We start from the raw sequence: 18252 nt of genomic DNA, 5'->3' as shown, positions 1-18252 counted from the left end.
CATCAGTCGCTTTCGCGGGTTGATGGAAGCGACCGCTTCAGAGGAATTTGGATGAGCGTACCCCCGATGACATCCGAGACTTCAGACAGTCCGATGATGAAGGCACGGGCCATCCCGCAGCTGATCGATCCTGACGCCGAGCCATTCGTCGCCAAGGCGATCGAGGAACTTGCTTCCTCCGAAATACCGTTTCTGGTCGCAGGGACTTACGCCGTCAGTGCCTATACGGGCATCTCCCGTCTCACCAAGGATCTGGACATATTCTGCAAGGCCGGAGACTGCGGGCGCATCCTTGGCTACTTCAGGGAGCGTGATTACGAGATCGCGGTCGAGGACGAGCGCTGGATCGGGAAAGTGCTGAAAGGAAAGCACTTTTTTGATGTCATCTTCGCCTCATCCAATGGCACGATGCCGGTCGGCGACGCGTGGTTCGATGACGCCCGGATGATTGAATTATGCGGGTTTCCCGTCCGCATCGTCAGTCCGACTGAACTGATCTGGTCGAAATGCTTCATTCAACTGAGACACCGCTATGATGGTGCTGACATCGCCCACGTCATCTTGCGGGCCAGCGAAGAAATCGATTGGGCAAGACTGCTCGGATACCTCGAGGTGCAGTGGGAAGTGCTTCTGATCCATCTCCTCAACTTTCGATGGATTTATCCTACCGAGCGAGACAGGGTTCCCCAGTGGCTCCTGGATGAACTGATTGATCGCCTGAAGACCCAATGCGACATGCCCCTGCCGCAAATGCGCATCTGCCGCGGGCGGATGTACTCCCGTGTCGACTACGAAATCGACGTGAAGGAGTGGGGCTTTGCGGATGTCGGTGGCGAAGGCGAGATGCGAGGCAATTGGGAGATCGATGATGACCAGTAGTGCCGGCAAGCTCAAGGTGGCGGCAGTCGCCGACCTGCATGTGAAGGAGGATGGAAAAACCTCCTACAAGGACATGTTCACAGAAATATCAGGCGTCGCGGACGTTTTGGTCATAGCCGGCGATTTGACAGATCTCGGCAAACCAAAGGAGGCCGAGTTGCTGGCGGCGGATCTCAGAAGCTGCACGATCCCGGTTGTCGCGGTTCTCGGCAACCATGATTATGAAAGCGGGATGGTTGAGGAAGTATCCACGGTACTGACCGATGCGGGAGTGGTACTCCTTGACGGAAACCCGACCGAGATAGACGGTGCGGCGTTCGTCGGTGTCAAGGGTTTTGCCGGTGGCTTTGGCCGCCATATGCTTGGGTCTTTTGGAGAAAGCGCCATCAAGGCCATGGTCGCCGAAAGCATCGACGAATCCATGCGGCTGGAAAACGCAATGCGCAGGATCAGTTCGGACCGGGCAATGGTGGTGCTTCACTATGCTCCGATTGCGGAGACCGTGGAAGGTGAGCCCCCGGAAATCTATCCGTTTCTCGGATCCTCGAGACTTGCGGAAACCATCGATCGTTTCAATGTAGCCGCAGTCGTTCACGGTCATGCACACCACGGTACCTATGAGGGCAAAACCCCGCGGGGGGCTCCGGTCTACAATGTCGCCGCCCACGTCGAAAAACCGAACGGGAAGCCGTACGCGATCCTTGATCTGTAAGCTCTACTGACGAAACGACAGCTCGTTTTCGAAGCAAAACTCAAACTATCAGCCAGACGTGACGCGCCAGACAGTATTGCCCGCATCATCAGCGATCAGCAGTGCACCTCCCTTGTCCAGTGCCAGACCGACCGGTCTGCCTCTGGCTTCATTCCTGTCGCTCAGGAAGCCGGTGACGATGTCGACCGGTTTTCCGTTCGGCTTACCTGCTTCGAACGGCACGAAGACGACCTTATATCCGTTGAAGGAATGCCTGTTCCAACTGCCATGCTCGCCGATAAAGGCGCCACCAGAATAGGCGGCTGTAAGGCTCTGTCCCTGGTTGAACACCAGACCGAGCGGGGCAACGTGAGAGCCGAGGGCATAATCCGGTGCGATCGCCTTTTCGACAAGGTCGGGCCTTTGCGGCATTACGCGTGGATCAACGTTCTTTCCGTAATAACTGTATGGCCACCCATAGAAGCCGCCTTCCTTCACCGAGGTCATATAGTCGGGAACGAGGTTGGGGCCGAGTTCGTCACGTTCATTGACCACCGTCCAGAGTGCCTTTGTCGTCGGTTCGAATGTGAGGCCGTTTGGATTGCGAAGCCCATCGGCGAATACCCGTGCCCGTCCCGATGCGCGATCAACCTCCCAGATGGCGGCCCGCCCCTTTTCGGCCTCGATCCCGTTTTCGGTAATGTTGCTGTTAGAACCGACACCAACATAGAGGCGCAAACCGTCCTCGCTCGCCACAAGGCTCTTCGTCCAGTGATGATCAATCGGCCCACCCGGCAGTTCGGTAAGGCGGGTGCCCGGATCGGAGATCTTCGTATCACCGTCCTTGTAGGGATATCGCATGATCGCGTCCGTGTTCGCAACGTACAGCTCTTTCCCGACGAGCGCGACACCGAACGGTGAATTCAAATGTTCGAGGAACGTCTGCTTGATATCGGCCTTGCCGTCACCGTCCGTGTCACGCAGAAGCGTAATTCGATTGGCGGGCTTGCCACCCCCGCTATTGGTGGCGAAGGCTTCAACGAAGCCCATGATGATATCCTTGGGCCGCTTGGCTGGTGCCTCGGCAGGAGCCTCTGACTCGACCACGAGGATGTCGCCATTCGGCAGCGTGTAGAGTGATCTTGGATGCTGTAGTCCTTGCGCGAGAGCCTGGATCTTCAGCCCAGACGCGACCGACGGCGTTTCGTTGCTTTTCCAGCCGACGACCTTGGCAAGATGCATCGGAGGAAAGAGATATTGCGACTGCTCGGGAAGATCGGGCGTCGGGCCTATGCCGCCGGATGGATCCGGATCGTTGTCACTGCATGCAGCCAAAATCGTCGAAGCCAGCAGTATCGAACAGGCTCGGACCTTCAGATTGGGCGAAAGGTTGTTCATCCCATTACCTCCTCTGCCGGATGGCGCTGAATGCCCGCGCCAAGCAACGCGGCAATGACGATTGCCACGAAGGTTGCGATCGAGGTTGCCAGGCCCGTCGGCACGACAGACGTCCAGGCATCCCTGCTGTGAATGAGTGTGTTTAGAAAACCGAGGAGAAACGCTGCCAGAAGACATCCGAAGTACATGACAAGGCGCAATGGAGCCGTCGTCAGAACCCCACGGCTCCAATCCGCAACAACCCCTATCGCTCCGACGACGCCCAATACCAAGCCTGCCATCAGAAGCCAGGCCGAGAAATCGGCCCAGGTCATTTCAGCGGTCTTCCAATAGGCGATGTCGGTCAGCAGGGCACCGATAAAACAGGTTGCCGAGAAATGGAGGGGAATAGAGCGGAAGGCGGTCCTGGGGGCCACAGGTTGAAGGGGAAGCAGGGCGTGAGATGACATGGCATTGATCCGGCTGAAGTTTCGGCCCAAACGACGTGACGGCCGGAATGTTCCAGCGGCAAAATGTTACACACCTCTGTCTGGGTGCACCTCGATAGGAGGCTGGAACCCACACGCAGGCTTGCGCGTTACGCGAGACTTCCATGGCAACAGAAAACGGGACCAAATGCTGGAGTTTCATACCACGGGCGCGCCAAAAGCTGGCAATCCAATCAAGGTTGTTGGCTCAGCTTTGCGACGAGCGAAACCGGTCTTACCTGGCCAACCGGTCATTCGCCCGGGATGGAACGCCTGGCGCAGCGAATGTGCGGATAAAGCAGCCTTCCTCGTCGATGGCGCAGCCTATTTTTCCGCCCTCGATCATGCTCTGAGACAGGCACGCCGCGAGATCTGGATCGTCGGCTGGGACTTCAACCCCGACATCCGGCTGAAGCCAAAGACGAGCACCCAAACACTTGGCGAACTGCTTCTGTCCATCGTCGATAGCCATCCGCAGCTACAGGTCCGGATTTTGGTCTGGGGCATGGGCCCGATCTATTCAGGCAAGTCGCTCCAGCTCTTCCATCGCAACCCCGTCTCCCATCCGCAGATTTCCTTGCGTTTTGATTTCCGGCACCCGCTTCGCGCATGCCACCATCAAAAGCTTGTATCGATTGACGGAAACCTGGCCTTCCTCGGCGGGATCGACCTTACCGCCAGACGATGGGACGAGCCTGATCATCGCGTGTCAAATCCGCTGCGTCGTTCTCCCGACGGCACGCCTTACGAGCCGGTTCACGACATCCAGTCAGTCATCTCAGGCAAGGCGGCAGAGTTGGTCGGCGATGTCGCGCGCCGGCGCTGGAAGAAAGCAACGGGCGAAAAGATCGAGCCCTTAAAGCGGCCATCGGATATCTGGCCAGTCGTTGCTGCCGAGATGGAGAACATTCCTGCCGCCATTGCTTTGACCGAACCTGGTCTCATCGGAAAGAGGGGGCGTTATGAGGCAAGGCGGCTGACGCGGGATGCCATCGCTTCCGCACAGCGTCTTATCTATGTCGAAACGCAGTACCTCGCATCATCCAGTGTCGCTCGGGCCCTTGCGAAGCGATTGAAGGATCCAGATGGCCCGGAGATCGCGGTGGTCGTTACGAAAAGCTCGCACGGCTTCATCGAAAAGCTCGCAATGGGGAACAATCGTGACAGGTTGATCCGCCGACTGAAGCGCGTCGATCGTCATGGTCGACTGAAAGTCATGTATGCCGTTGTTCCGGACGAGCAAGATAAAGATCAAGAACTCACTGTTCATTCGAAGCTGATCATTGTGGATGACCGCTTCATGCGCATTGGCTCGTCCAATCTCAACAACCGATCAGAGGGCCTGGACACCGAGTGCGATCTTGCCCTCGAGGCAAATTCAAAGAAGCATCAAGACGCGATCTCATTCCTGCGGCATCGCCTGATGGCAGAGCATCTGGACGCAAGTCCTGCAGACGTCACCGAGTTGGAACGATCTTGCAGATCAATGCTGACAACAATCGATGAGCTGAATATCGGACGACGAAAACTGAGAGAATTTCCGGTCGATATCCAGGGAAAAACAGAGTTGTTACCCGGTACATCGTTTGTCGATCCACGCAAACCCTATTGGCCGCTACAACGATTGCGCCTGCGCCTCGGTCGTATCCTGAGCGGGCTTGGTTGAGGATGTGGCCTTTCGCTTGCGGAAGGTCAGCTCGCTGATCCCGAAGACAGCCAGGCCGATCATGAGGGGAAGAAGAAAATATACGACGCGAAAAGCGACGAGCGCCCCAATCGAGGCAGAGCCTGGCAAGACATGGTTGACAGTCGCCTCCAGCACGCCAAGACCGCCTGGAACATGTGTGACAAGGATTGCCACATTAGCCAGGACGAAGGCCGTAGCCGTCTGGACAAAATTGACGTCGCCGCTCGCTGCCAGAAGCTGGTGCAGGCAGGCCGCCACGAAAATGAAATTCAAGGTACCGATAATGACCTGCCCCACTGCCAATTTAGTGTTAGGCATTTCGAAGCTCCATCTCCAGAGCTTCAGTTCCGATCGCACTGTCCCGGCCAAAATGACGTAAGCCACGGGAACAAGGAGGCAAAGGATTCCCATCCAAAGCAGCCCAGCCGAGCCGATGCGGAGCAGATTGCTCGCATCGCCGGGATTGACGAGCAGGGCAATGCCAGCCAGCGTTGACAAGCCGATGCCAACAGTGACGCCGCAAAACAGTATGACCTTGGCCACTTGCTGAGCATCGAGACCCCACCGCGAGTAGAATCGGTATCGTACGGCTCCGCTGCTAAGGGCTGCAACGCCGAGATTGTGCCCGATCGAAAGTCCGGTGAAGGATGCAACGGCAGCCCGCCGATAGCTCAACGGCCTGCCTGCGTAGCGGAGTGCCATCCAATCAAAGCCGGTCAGGCACAAATACGAAAGCGCTGAGCACCCAAGGCTCGCCATGAGTCGCGTTTTGGGAATTGCAACAACAGACGCCATGATTTCGTCAAGCGAGTACCGCTTGAAGACCTTGTAAAGAAGGTAAGCTGCAAGAAGAAGGCCCAACATAAGAGTCAGATTGATGAAAATGCGCTTGGCTGTCATGAAGATCCCGATTGCATTGAGCTTTCAATGGGAACGAAATAAACCAACGCGGGTTCCCGCCGAATGAGTATCACGTCAGCGTCATTGCCGGCCCCTCTGCGCGGACTGAGGATCCTTACATACAATGTTCACAGTTGCATCGGGACGGATCGACGCCTCGACCCGAACCGCATAGCAGAGGTCATCGCGCAATCGAAAGCCGACATCATCGCCCTCCAGGAGCTTGATGTGGGAAGAAAGCGAACCGGCCGTATCGATCAGGCCCAGACGATTGCAAGCCTTCTTAAGATGGAATCCCACTTCCATCCTGCGCTGCACGTGCGCGAAGAGCGTTACGGCGATGCGATCCTAACAGCGCTTCCCACAAAACTGGTAAGGGCCGGGTCCCTGCCCTCGGTCGGCGAGACGCGTGGCGCGATCTGGGCGGAAGTGACTGCCCAGGGTCACCGTCTCAACGTGATCAATACCCATCTCGGCTTGCGAGCAGGAGATCGAAGGCGACAGGTTTCAACACTCCTCGGTGAGAACTGGATGGGTAGCGCCGCATTTCGCGCACTGCCTGCCATCATTTGTGGCGATCTCAATGCCGTGGGCTCGTCCGCCGCCTATCGGCACCTGGCGCAGCACTTTCAGGACGCACAATTGATGGCGCCTCGCAAGCCCCGGCCGACTTTCCCATCGAGGTTCCCACTATTGCGTCTTGACCATATTTTCGTTTCCGAGGGGTTTGGTGTCACTGCTTCCGAGATCCAGACCAACCTTCTCGCCCGCCAGGCATCGGACCATCTGCCGCTGATGGTTGAATTGGATTTGCAACGGTCTGGCTGAGCGAGCATAAGGTTCCTGTTCGAACCACTACTCATCTCACCTGACACGGGAATTGATATAGCTTGTGGCCAGCTGAGCTCCGCGTTGGGAAAACCAAAGGTGCAAAAGACTGCCCATCAATTCAGTCGTTTGATCGGGAACTAAACGACGCCGCCGCGGTTCGTAGTTTTCTCGGTGCGTAAGCTGATGGGGCACCAGAGCCGTATTCAAACAGGTGGGTAACGCGGTGTCGAACGCCTTGGCGACACGAACAGCTTGCCCGCAAAAGACAAGACCGGACTTTGTCCGTATCATCCCACCGGCAGTCTACGCCGGAAGCAAACCAAGGATTTGTCGACTGAAACAGATAGCGCCCCTGTTGTTCAAAGGACGAACCGTCCTCATTGTTGAGGAGGGACACCTTCTCGACGATGACACGCGCCTGCTTCTCGAAACAGGCGGTGCCATCGTGATCGCTGCAGCATCGGTGCCGTCAGGCCTGACATTGTTGACGAATGAGAACATTGACGCTGCCATCCTCGATCTACAATTCGATGGTGACGCAGTGTTTCCATTAGCCGAAAGGCTGCTATTCCTCGAAATTCCCTTCATCTTCGCCACAGCCTATGTCAGCCCGGAACTTTCGGGCATCTATGGTGGCTTCCATCTTTGCGCAAGGACGACAGAACTCCAGCAGATTGCCGAGGCTCTTTTTGGAACTGTCGCCTCGATCTGAGACTGCTATCTTCAATTCGTGCGGTTTCGTACTTAACGCATGAGGCCGGAACGAAGTACCCGGTCAGTCCTTCTCCTTCATGTATCTCCAAGGGAAGGCCATACTCGTGTACAGTTCAACCGAAACCGTTCGCCGGGAAATCGTGAGTCTGATGCCGGCGTTGCGCGCGTTTGCGAGAACCTTTTATCGGAACGCCGCCGATGCCGATGATCTGGTTCAAGAAACGCTGGTCCGCGCACTTATTCACCTGGACCGTTATGAAGAGGGGACCCGGCTCAAATCCTGGCTCTTCACAATCATGCGCAACACCTTCTGCTCGTGCTATCGAGTGACAAGAAGGGAAGCGGTCGGGACGTTGGAATGCGTGTCCTCGCGGGAAAGCGTTCAGCCGGACCAGGAATGGCGCATTCGAGGTCATGAACTGGAAGCGGCCTGTGTGCGCCTGCCTGAGAAATATCGGGGCGCCTTCGAGTTCGTCTTCATTGACGGACGCAGCTACGAGGAAGCTGCGGATCATTTTCAGTGCCCTATCGGCACCATTAAAAGCCGCGTCAACCGTGCACGCCAGCACTTGATGCATGCGCTGTCCTAGCGAGTATCCAAACGACTGCTATACTGTCTGATGCCAAAGAATTGCCCGCTAACCATTACGGCCTTCGATCGCAGGACCGACAGTAATTCTTATGAAATGCGGAACGGGAAAGAGATTTGCACGTTCGAGCCATATGTCCGGGACACAATATCCCTGCTTGTCTAACACATGACCGAAGCCGTGGGAGAACACCATGATACTGGGCAGTCAGATCAAAGCGGCCAGGGCCCTGTTGGGTTGGCAGGTGAGCGACCTTGCCAGGGCCGCGGGAGTAACGGCAAGCACTATCGATCTTGTGGAAAACCAGATGGGGATAATTGCTGACGATACCGAGGGCTTAAGGGATATCATCGCCTCGGTGGAGAGGAGCGGTGTTGTCTTCTTAACAGAATATTCGAATGAGGGTGGACCAGGCGTGCGCCTCAAACCAGCAGAAAGGGTCTATACCGATGAAGCGGACACGGTTCAATACAAGGAATATCTCGTAAACGATGCGCCACCCGGTGCCGGTGGCTAGCTCTGTCCCCCTTCCTTCCGGTCGCAAACCCAGGACCATGCTTACGATAATTTTAATCGCTCTCAGCCGCTAGAGGCCGAATGCGTCCATTCGATCGCCTATATGCCGTCGAAATCACTTCACGGAGTCCACTAGGACGGGACGCAGAGGTAATCTTTCATGACGAAGCCTTGGACCTATAGCCGCGGACCGATCTGTTCAACGGAACCGGATATCATAAAAGCAACCACGATCAATGATCTCCTCCGTGAACCGGTTGGCATATTGCCGGTAAGGGTCGGCGATCCTATCAAGCCATTCGAATGCGGCCTCTGGAACCATTTGAGACTGCGCTTGCGGCCCGGTGTTTCCGTTACATCGTTGCGGAAGGCCACGGGCGCGTACCTCCATTCAAAACGATATTTCTTTGCAATGGCGCAACCCGACTCCCTGCGCTTCGACATCGACGGCGCGCCGGCGGCCCCGGTCTCGAATGAGGATCGCCTTGCGGCCCAAGAGCGGTATGAAATGTTGCGACGAACTGATGCTCCTGCGTTGGAACCTGCTGCGCCTTTGTTGGCGAAAGCAGATCGGATCCGCGCCGGTCTTCTACCTCGCGCGCAGGTGGGTGTGGCCAGTCGCATTCGCTAGCCACTGCTCCGTGGGCACCGATGGTGGCCGAGTTGCGCAATCCGTAACCGCTTCGCTCCGTTGAAGCCGGAAGCGATAACGGAAGTAAACCGGCCGTTCCCTTCCGCTCGTTCGTATAGGCGCTTCTATCGCCTGCAGAACCGTTTGTGAAGATGGTGTTGAGAAGGGCCGCCACCTGGCTTCGGAATGCTCGAATCGGGTCAGCAGCTTCCGGCGTTCGACGTGACATTGTTATACGCATTGTGGTCAAAAACGTCCATGGAATTTCGCCGGGATCGCTGAAACAGTGGGTTTAGAGACGCTATTCCTCATCAGGTGACGGAGAGATTATCCGTGTTCCGGTCATGCTTTTTCGAACCAGGGCCATGAGCATCGGTCCTGGTGAAAACTGCTTTCGCTGGGCACGGCGTGTCAGATCCCGCAGGTATCCGCCAGCCGAGTTGATACACCGACCTCGCTCCAGGATGCAGGCCACGGCAATAGCCGCGTTCTCCGGGCCCATTGCGTGGCAGGCGTCTTCAAACGTCGCTGAACTCACGCCGAGCATCGATCTGACGACAACAGCCGCATTCATCAGGTCCCTCCAGCTGTTAATCACACCGCGCGGGCCATAGGCGGCGATATCAGGGCATGCTTTCAAAACAAGACTAAGCGGCAGTGCCTGGCTGGACGTGGATGGTGGAGGCTCCTCCCCGATCGAGCTGACGCGAACTGGCCGTTCCGCGGATGCTTCAGATTCAAGATAAGATTCGGTATTAGAACTCTGTGTGTGGTGCTCATTGTGAGCGTCATTGGAGCTCGAATTATCCAAATCTTGGTGGAATTTCAGGATATTGATGATCCTTGCCTGCAAACGGCGCATACCGTCGAGAATGACATGGATATCATCGAGCGATTGTGAGCGGGAAATCCTATCCACGAGATCCTGATAGGCCACCTCGATCATCTGCCAGTCGCCTTCAATGCCTTCTTCCTTGGCGACGCCGAAGAGCTTTCGCACATCGCGCCGGCAGATGGTCAAACTCTCCCTTGCCCTGCGCGTGGCTGTGCGCTCCGCAACGACCTGCTTGGCAATGCCCGCGAACTCCTCAGCGCGCGACAGCAGGGGCGACAGATCGAAACCATAGGCGCTTTCGATCTCCCCTCCCCTGCCCCTATGGGCGTATCGCTTGCCATTGGCACTGTCCCGACGCAGGATCACGCCCGCCTCAACGAGAAACGCGAGATGCCTGCGAAGTGTGGCGCCCGCTATGCCGTGGGCACGGAGCGAAAGCTGCGCATTTGACGGGAAGACGACGAGTTGGGCGTCTTGGCGAAGCTCATTCTCGGGATAGAAGCTCAACAGCGCGTCAAGCACAGCCAGACTGCGGTCTTTCAGGCCGAGCGACTGCATAGCTTCAGAGACGTCACGAAAGACGCTCCATTTGTTTACCGATTTGCCCTGGCTGATTTCGGATACGGCGGTGTGCCGTTTCACCAGCGCAAGCGTCATCGGCCGCCGCCCAAAGGGCGTCGTCACATGTTCACCTTGCATTTTCCTTCACCTTTCAGAAGGCAAAAGAAATCTGCTCACCAAAACGGTGCCAAAGACTCTTGACTGTGATTCGAGGAAGTGCGATTCTCTGGTTGTCTAGATCAGAGGAAGGCTTCCACGGCGGCAACGTTGAGGGGGCCTTTTTCTTTTGCTGTTCAATCTCCCGTTTGCTGTTTCTCTTCAGAATGCGAATACTGCTCGAATAGGCTTTCTAGGTTGCTGGAGAGCCATTGCCCGAAGGATTTGCCCTTCGGATTTCCAAATTCCATAACGAGGCCGTTGCCCTTTGGCGTTGCCAGGACACTCACGGACTGGTCCGACGGTGTCCACGCGGTACCTGCCCGTGTCTGCTTGCTACGGCGATTCGATTTTCCGGCTGATTTCAATGCGGAAAGAAGAACGAGAAACTTCGCTTCATCTGTTTCACATGCGAGGAATGCTTGGTCCTGCACAGCCTCGCGCGCGCGCGCGTTAATCGAAGGGTTCAGTACCAGCTTTTTCAGCTCTTCCCAGCGGTCTCGTCCAACACCCTTGGCTGCCCCGAGGGCGTCAAGAACTGTGTCCGGAACGATCTCGGCGACAGAAAGCATTCGCGACAACAGGCTGTCATCGACCGTGAGGGCCGTCTTCAAAACCTCCCTCGACATGCCACTTCTCTGGAGCCGGCTCGCAAAAATCGCCTTCTCAATGAAGGTCAGATCTGCGCGAGCCGTGTTCTCCTGGCCCTGGGCGATCACATGTTCGATATCGGCGAGCGGTTTGACGACTGCCCTCACCTTCAACCCGAGCTCCCGGGCTGCACGGGCTCGGCGGTGGCCAAATACGATCATGTATCGGCCGTCATCGCTCGGATGCGGCCGCACCAGGATAGGGGTCGATTGCCCGGACTGACGGATGGCCTCCTTCAGGTTCTCAAAGGCCTCATCGTCGTCACCAATTCGATCGGCAACGAAAGACCCATCGAGATCGCCGGGATCGAGCGAAATGACTGCCTCGCCATCAAGGACGCGCATGGACGTCTCGGCGAGCTCATCCAGCGACTGGATCATCGACCTGGAGGCCCCGCGCCGTGTATAGGACGCCCGGGCCTCGGACGCAGACGGGGCGCCGCGGTCGACATCGTCGCCCAACGTCGCCGTCACGCTCGCAAGAAGGTTTTTTCTAGCCATTTCCGTCTCCGTTGTGAGTGCCCATCCCTCTGAAAGAAAACAATTTTTCCGCGGTTTGCACGGCTGTCAAAAACCTCACTTCCGTCCCCACGCATTATGGATCAAGGAAACAATCTCGCCATTGACCGCATTCAGGCTTTCGACGGCACGTTCATAGGTTGACCGGGTGAACTGAGACTTCTCGATCTCGTACAAGGTCTGCTTGGTGATCCCGGCATCTGAAATTGCCGTCGATTTCAGCATCTGGTTCTTCAGCATGCGCTTGTTGAAAAGGGCTTGAAGGAACCCGACCATCTGCGCCTGCGGCTGATCGGTAGGCTCGTAGCGTGTCACGAGGTAGCGGAACCATTTCAGCTTCACCGAAGCGCCGGCGCTCTTGATCGATTCAAGGATGCCACCAAGCATCAGGAGGAACTGGCTCATCGACATGACGTCAAGCATTTGGGGATGGACGGTGATCAGAACGGCAGTCGACGCAGTGAGTGCCGTCAGGGTGAGGTAGCCAAGCTGCGGGGGGCAGTCGATCACCACAACGTCATAGCGATCGTCGACTTCCTTCAAGGCATTCGAGATCCGCGTGAAAAAGAGCTTGCCTTCCTGAAGGTTCTTGCTGGATGCCGCAAGCGGTGTCTCATACTCGTATTCCTGAAGCTCCAGATTGGCGGGAACAATATCAAGCCCCGGGAAGTTGGTAGGACGAATGAGTTCCGTGATCGACTTGCGATCGCTGTCGTAACGCAGTGCTTCGTAAAGGGAGGGATTTCGATCGAGTTCCGGCTGAATCCCATGGAGGGCTGTCATCGATGCCTGCGGGTCAAGATCGATGGCGAGGACACGGTGACCAGTCAGAGCCAGATACTGGGCAAGATGCGCTGCCGAAGTCGTCTTTCCGGAGCCGCCCTTGAAGTTCACGACGGAAATGACCTGCAAGCCTTCACCATTGCGGCGGTGAGGAACATACTTTTTGAAATCCGAACGGCCATGCTTGTCGAGATAGCGGCGCAACTCCATCATCTGTTCGGCAGTGTAAGACCGACGTCCCGAGCCAGAGACCTGAGGAGCAGGGCCCTTGCCTTCGAGGTGAAGCTTCTTGATGTGGTTTTGCGTGACGCCGAGATACTCGGCGACCTCGGCCAACGAAAACTGCCGAAGCCCTTTCATCGCGTTAGGGGGGTACTGCTCTAGCCGAAGCATGTTCAGCTTGTCAGAAATCAGCTCGCCCTGCTCAAGGATTTCCTTGTCAAAATCAAGGTCTTCGATGAAGACTGGTGCCATGTTCATATCTTGCCATCTTCCGGAATAACGCTTTTCTCAAGCGATCTGCATCATAAGCGTGATTTAGATGCGATTCTCTAGCCGGCGCAAGAAGTTTTTAGTTAACAAAGGCTTAATATGCCGATTCTTTATCACAGGCCGGCTTCGGACGCTGGCAGGTGTGCCGCGATCCGGCAAATGCGAATCAACTCAATGATTTTCAACGATAATTTTGATGTTTGCACGGCTGTCAAAAATATTAGCCTGTGAATTGCGTCGCCTGGAGCGAAAAAGGCTTCGAAGAGCTTTGCAAAGCGAACCGCAGGTGCGGTGAAGTTGTTGGAAGAACTCCTGAGACATTCAGCATTCAGTCGCCGAGACGCATAGGTTGTCGCTTGCCCCTGTGAATGAAGAGGAGGGGCAGATGACGGCCCATGGTTCGAGCCGTCACCCGGCGCGAAACAACGAGCTGTCAGTTGTTGTTATCGGCGCACGTATTCTCAACATTCTCGGTGTTGCTGTTGCCGCCCTGCGTCTGCAGCGAGTTCTTGCCCTTCAGCGACTTGCAGTTCTCCTTGTTGACATTCTGAGTCGTGCTGTGGGTCTTCATCGGGTCGACCTTTTTCATCTTCATGGGTTTGGTCGTTTGAGTGGCGGCCCCATGATTCTTGTCCATGGTGGATCCAGCAGGAGCGGGGTTCGACTGCCCGAATGCTGAGCCTGAAAGGCCGATGATCAGAAGTGACGTCGTAACAAGCTTGATGGACATTTCGTCCTCCTTGGTAGCGTTGCGTGATTGCAACCAAATTGGAAACGATGCCGTGGTGCTCTTGTTCCCGGAGCGGTCTGGTGCGGGTCACTGTGTTTGCGCGGCTGGAGGCGGCCGCTGCCTTCTTCGGGCGGGGAGGGCTCCTCGGCCACCAGACCGTTGGGTAGCCGGGGTTCGGACCGCCGAACCCTGGCGGGGTGGCAAACCGCCCGCGCGATTGCATCCGGCATTGGTCTCGTGTGGGCGGACCCGAGTGTGTGCTTCTGCCGGAACTAGGACTTTATATCCCGGAGAACCGAAGAACCGGCGCAGCTTCCCTCAACATTGCCTATGCGGGTCATATGCTGCGACCTGGTAGTGAATGACCGGACGAACATGTTTGGCAATTCTTGCATTCAAGAATCTGGGGAGCAAAAAGCAGACCTGAACGGTTCGGCAGCTGAAAGGCGATGTGCTCGATCTCGCCGCTTACTCCGATAATCAGCGTTGCCAAGCCAGATTGCTTAGCGTGATGAAAGGAAGTCTTCCTAGCCGGCCGTCCGGTTCTTCCCAGCCAAGTTTGGGGCTACCCGTCAGGGCAGGCGGCATTTGCATTGGCTAGTCTTCGTCCGCAGGAGTCAATCCGTCATAGACCTCCAGCAAGGCTTGCGTGATCGCGGCACCGAGTGCATTGCCAGTTTCCGCAATTGCCTTTTCGTCCATGTCACGCGCCGCTATCGCCAGATCGCCGCCTTGTTCAGCGACGATTGCCCGAGCCTTTTCGATCGCCCAGAGGGCAAAGTCATTGCGGCTTTCAATTGTTACGGTGTCCGGTTCCATTCGCAGGTCCTTTAAAGAGCGGCTAGTGCGGGGGGTATATGGGGGCTTACGCGCTAGCTCATTCCAGACTCCTGATCAACTCCAATGCCAAAAAGTACCGCCATATATCTGCCTCCAGGTGGCTTGGGTCGACTGAGCAACGTGGAAGCGCAGCGCCGCTTGCACAGTCTGTCACCTGTCTGTCCTCCATCTTTCGTGATGATGTGGAACGCGGTTTGTGGCGACCTTCATCATCAATCTGATGGCGAGGTTCGAGCAATGGCGTATTGATCGGGCTGCTCTATGGGCGCTGCCAGCCTTCAAGGCGCGGGTCTGCGCTACGCGAAAGACCCCAGGCACAAGATGACGACTGACGTCGTCAGACGCTGCGACGTGACCTATCTCGAAAACCTCAAGATCGGGAGCATGACCGTGTCGGCACGGGGGACCGTGGAGGGGCCAGTTCCGGCGTCGCGACGAAGGTGGGACTGAACCGATCCTCGACGTCTCGCCAGGCAAGGCCCGCATCTAGATCGATACAAGACGCGCCGCTCCGGCGGTAGCCGCACGAATGCCGTGTGATCAAGACCAGAAGCCGGTTCGTCAGGTCCCGACGAGGTGATATGCTGGCGCGTAGTAACTTGATCTCGCAAAGGGCTTCATTTCTCTCCGCGGCATTCATCCAGACCCATAAAGGGCGAGATTGGGGGGTTATCCACTAACGGAAGAAAATGCTCTAGTGGCTTCCGTTGAGCAGTTTGAGTTCGTTCTTTCAGTAGGTTACAGATTGATGCCCTGCCGGTTTTGTTGAACACTTCGGGTCAAGCGGGGTAAATTCGGAGGCACCGCCGAACGACAGGGCAAATCGGAGACTGGGGTCCGTCCTGTCACCACTCCCTGGCAGGATAGCCTCGTCGACAAAAGCGAGGGGCTGACAATGCGGCTGATCGAAATTGATAGCCTGGACGAGGCGGCGCTCGTCGAACTCAACGCCCGTATCGTCGAGAGGCTGCAGTTGCTGCATCATCAGCGGACTGCAGCTGCGCTGCAGGACATCCGTGTTGGAAGCGGCGTGACCTTCGAAGGGCCAGGCGGGGTGACGATCCGGGGCGTTGTCATTCGCCGCAACAAGAAGACAGTGACGGTGCATGCCGATGATGAGCGGCAATGGAATGTGTCGCCGACTTTGCTGACGCTCACCGGCTCCCATGTGCTCGATACGCTGGATGATGTCGTGACGGGCAAGCCAGACAGGACTGGTGCGTCGGACAGGATCGTTGCGTTCCCCAATCCTGATCGCCGTTGATGTGCCGAGGTTCTGGCAGCGACTATCGTGGCCAGCAGAGGAGCGGCCCGCCCGGGTGTGCCTATGCCTAGCCGACCGCCAAGATAGTGCCAGAACGACAGGCCCAACTTCTGGCAGGTATCGTCTTGAAGCTTTTGGTTTTCGGTCTCGAGTTTTTCGATCCGGATGTCTGCCCGGTCGGCCCGTTCTACCAGACCAGTCACAAGCTCCCGCAGCGCCTTCAGCGGCAGCGTATCGCCATGCTCGGTCATGGGCAGGCGGCGCTTCGTCATGAAAGGAGTGAATGGTGGCTTCCAGAAAACAGGAATGCCCGATGCCACCGGATTTGCTCCAGTTACACTTCGGGGCAACTTCGCCGAGTGCGGCCGAGCCAAGCGGCTGCGGGGTTCATTGCTGCGCGCTGGCAGCCTGCTTGGTATCTCATCGTCGAGAAGCTTGTTCAGTTCAAGAGCGACGCGAGGCCATCGACCACGTCAGCGCCAGGCGATCGACATCGCATCCTTGGTCGAGATTGCGGAACACCGGCCGCGGTCGCGGTTTCCGCTCAGTCGGGCTTGAAGCCTATCACCATCGAGTCAGGCCCCAGCAACGGCTCGACGTGCGTGGCCACGAAACCGGCGTCGCGCATCCAGGCCTGGCAGTCGCAGCCGGTGTAGTCGAACCCGCCACGGGTCTCGATCAGCATGTTGAGGCTCATCAGCAGGCCGAAAGCGTTCAAGCGGCGCTCGTCATCGATGACGGCATCGTAGACGATCACGGCCCCGCCGTTCGGCAGTGCGGCAAAGGCCTTTTCCAAGAGCATCCTCTTCTCGGCAAGATCCCAGTCGTGCAGGATGTGCCCCATCAAGATCACATCCGCATTCGGCATCGGGCCGTCAAAGAAGTTTCCGCTTTGGAAGCGGATACGGTCAGCGAGACCATGCCGGGCGACGAACTCGTCGAATATAGGCTGCACGGCGGGCAGGTCGAAGCCGATGGCCTGAAGATGCGGATGCGCTTGCGCGATCACCACCGGCACCATGCCCTGCGCCGCGCCCACATCGACGAAGGTCTTGTACTTCGACCAGTCGAACCGGGCGGCGATCGCCTGGGCCGCACCGGCGCTGATTCCACTCATCGCCTCCAGGAACCCGCGCAGCCGCGACGGCTCGGCATAGATCGCGGCGAAGAAGTCTTCGCTTTGCTTGGCTTCATTCTGCGGCTCGCCGGTGCGCAGGGCTTCGGTCAACGAGCCCCAGAAACCGTAGAGCCGGGCATTAGCCATTTCGAGGATGCCGCCGATATAGGAGGACTTGCCCTTGTCGAGGAAGAGGTCTGTATCAGGGGCATTGCGATAGCGGCCATCCTCGCGTTCGAGCAGCTTCAGGGCCACTAGGGTGTCGAAGAAGTCGCGGGCCGAGCGGGGATGCAGTTGCAGCCTGGCCTGCAGGTCGGGCAGGTTGGCCGGGCCGGCTGCGAGCGCTGTGAAGACGCCAAGCTCGACCGCGGTGAGCATGGCTTTGGAGGCCCAGAACCCCATCCCGAGCTGCATGATGTTGTCCGGCGTCGTTTCGCCCATCGTACGTCTCCTCCTGGATCGTATCGTCGAACGGCATCTGGGATTGGTGCGGAAACCGAGACGGTCCGGCCTGGCAAGCCCGCTCCCGTCTCGTCGAGGCGCCCTGCAAGGGAAAATAGAGCGTTTTGCCATGTCCTGCAATTAATCAAGAAGCACTATGTGAGCAGACGAATGCTCGTGCATCCGACGAGCCAAGCCTCGACCACTTGCCGCCGTGTCTGTCACGTAGCCGCGGTTGCTAACATGTTTTTCTCCGCCGGTACGATTAGTTCGGATGTAGTGCATCCCAACAATCACACCGTCTTCAACGACAAACGTGCTGCCACCGATTTTGCCCCGCTTACACGGCTTGGGTAAACGGGGCAGTTCTTGTGCCTTTGACCTGTCGATTTCAATTTAAGCTGTCAGCTGAAACCCCGACGCGAAGTTTTCACCTTACGAGGGGTGTAGCGGCAGGCGAGGGCCCTTCAAAGGGGACCGACACAGATACTTGCCGGTCGAGCTGCTTCGGTACATAGCGCTCGTCGATCTAGGGCCGACGAGGCGATCTCGGCGCGGAA

Annotated in this window: 18 protein-coding genes; 9 read left to right on the top strand and 9 right to left on the bottom strand. The window is 57.1% G+C overall.

The genetic code is table 11. From position 1 onward, the window contains the following. The first annotated feature begins 51 nt into the window (after positions 1-51). A complete protein-coding gene (locus tag FHT76_RS25985) occupies positions 52-879 on the top strand; it encodes a hypothetical protein (RefSeq protein WP_405049292.1) in 828 nt (275 codons plus the stop codon). Continuing rightward, the gene (locus FHT76_RS25980) at positions 869-1591 is read left to right on the top strand and encodes a metallophosphoesterase (protein ID WP_183756122.1); all 723 of its coding nucleotides are present in this window, start codon (positions 869-871) and stop codon (positions 1589-1591) included. The genes FHT76_RS25985 and FHT76_RS25980 overlap by 11 nt, the downstream gene beginning before the upstream one ends. Before the next feature lie 48 nt (positions 1592-1639). On the opposite strand, the gene FHT76_RS25975 is transcribed toward FHT76_RS25980, so the two are convergent. Both FHT76_RS25975 and FHT76_RS25970 read right to left on the bottom strand, forming a co-directional pair. Continuing rightward, a complete protein-coding gene (locus FHT76_RS25975; RefSeq protein ID WP_183756121.1) occupies positions 1640-2968 on the bottom strand; it encodes a sorbosone dehydrogenase family protein in 1329 nt (442 codons plus the stop codon). Beyond that, positions 2965-3417, bottom strand: coding sequence for a DUF2231 domain-containing protein (locus tag FHT76_RS25970; RefSeq protein ID WP_259129590.1), 453 nt, complete (start codon positions 3415-3417; stop codon positions 2965-2967). Before FHT76_RS25970 ends, FHT76_RS25975 begins: the two co-directional genes overlap by 4 nt. 166 nt (positions 3418-3583) lie before the next feature. On the opposite strand from FHT76_RS25970, the gene FHT76_RS25965 reads away from it, so the two are divergent. Further along, the gene (locus FHT76_RS25965) at positions 3584-5101 is read left to right on the top strand and encodes a phospholipase D-like domain-containing protein (protein ID WP_259129591.1); all 1518 of its coding nucleotides are present in this window, start codon (positions 3584-3586) and stop codon (positions 5099-5101) included. Here the strand turns inward: FHT76_RS25965 and FHT76_RS25960 are convergent. Next, positions 5051-6022: a lysylphosphatidylglycerol synthase domain-containing protein gene (locus FHT76_RS25960; RefSeq protein WP_259129593.1), complete on the bottom strand. Its 972-nt coding sequence runs from the start codon at positions 6020-6022 to the stop codon at positions 5051-5053. The genes FHT76_RS25965 and FHT76_RS25960 overlap by 51 nt on opposite strands. A gap of 63 nt (positions 6023-6085) precedes the next feature. Between FHT76_RS25960 and FHT76_RS25955 the strand changes: the two genes are divergently transcribed. From FHT76_RS25955 to FHT76_RS25935, 5 genes are all read left to right on the top strand, one after another. After that, entirely contained in the window at positions 6086-6850 is a 765-nt protein-coding gene (locus tag FHT76_RS25955; RefSeq protein ID WP_259129595.1) for an endonuclease/exonuclease/phosphatase family protein, read from the top strand. A gap of 358 nt (positions 6851-7208) precedes the next feature. Then, positions 7209-7565: a response regulator gene (locus FHT76_RS25950; RefSeq protein ID WP_246712690.1), complete on the top strand. Its 357-nt coding sequence runs from the start codon at positions 7209-7211 to the stop codon at positions 7563-7565. A gap of 106 nt (positions 7566-7671) precedes the next feature. Then, positions 7672-8157: a sigma-70 family RNA polymerase sigma factor gene (locus FHT76_RS25945; protein WP_310503134.1), complete on the top strand. Its 486-nt coding sequence runs from the start codon at positions 7672-7674 to the stop codon at positions 8155-8157. A 193-nt stretch (positions 8158-8350) separates the two neighbouring features. Continuing rightward, on the top strand, positions 8351-8674 hold the full coding sequence (locus tag FHT76_RS25940; RefSeq protein WP_183863986.1) for a helix-turn-helix domain-containing protein: 324 nt from the start codon (positions 8351-8353) through the stop codon (positions 8672-8674). Between the two features lie 159 nt (positions 8675-8833). Then, a complete protein-coding gene (locus FHT76_RS25935) occupies positions 8834-9304 on the top strand; it encodes a ProQ/FINO family protein (RefSeq protein ID WP_183863985.1) in 471 nt (156 codons plus the stop codon). A 301-nt stretch (positions 9305-9605) separates the two neighbouring features. Here the strand turns inward: FHT76_RS25935 and repC are convergent, their stop codons facing one another. From repC to FHT76_RS25910, 5 genes are all read right to left on the bottom strand, one after another. Beyond that, complete coding sequence (gene repC, locus FHT76_RS25930; protein ID WP_259129597.1) at positions 9606-10838, bottom strand: plasmid replication protein RepC; 1233 nt, start codon at positions 10836-10838, stop codon at positions 9606-9608. A gap of 155 nt (positions 10839-10993) precedes the next feature. Next, positions 10994-12007 (bottom strand): plasmid partitioning protein RepB, encoded by a 1014-nt coding sequence (gene repB, locus FHT76_RS25925; protein ID WP_259129599.1) that lies wholly within the window; start codon positions 12005-12007, stop codon positions 10994-10996. Between the two features lie 75 nt (positions 12008-12082). Beyond that, on the bottom strand, positions 12083-13288 hold the full coding sequence (repA, locus tag FHT76_RS25920) for a plasmid partitioning protein RepA (protein WP_183863982.1): 1206 nt from the start codon (positions 13286-13288) through the stop codon (positions 12083-12085). Positions 13289-13733: 445 nt separating this feature from the next. Then, the gene (locus FHT76_RS25915; RefSeq protein ID WP_183756097.1) at positions 13734-14030 is read right to left on the bottom strand and encodes a hypothetical protein; all 297 of its coding nucleotides are present in this window, start codon (positions 14028-14030) and stop codon (positions 13734-13736) included. 597 nt (positions 14031-14627) lie between these two features. After that, a complete protein-coding gene (locus FHT76_RS25910) occupies positions 14628-14849 on the bottom strand; it encodes a hypothetical protein (protein ID WP_183756096.1) in 222 nt (73 codons plus the stop codon). 916 nt (positions 14850-15765) lie between these two features. Between FHT76_RS25910 and FHT76_RS25905 the strand changes: the two genes are divergently transcribed. After that, positions 15766-16134 (top strand): hypothetical protein, encoded by a 369-nt coding sequence (locus FHT76_RS25905; RefSeq protein WP_183863981.1) that lies wholly within the window; start codon positions 15766-15768, stop codon positions 16132-16134. Between the two features lie 544 nt (positions 16135-16678). Here FHT76_RS25905 and FHT76_RS25900 read toward each other — a convergent pair. After that, positions 16679-17692: a methyltransferase gene (locus FHT76_RS25900; RefSeq protein WP_183863980.1), complete on the bottom strand. Its 1014-nt coding sequence runs from the start codon at positions 17690-17692 to the stop codon at positions 16679-16681. Positions 17693-18252: the final 560 nt, after the last annotated feature.

This window comes from Rhizobium sp. BK176 (assembly GCF_024808055.1).
Note: the sequence above shows the minus strand (reverse complement) of the source record. Positions and strands in the feature narration are given on the sequence as shown.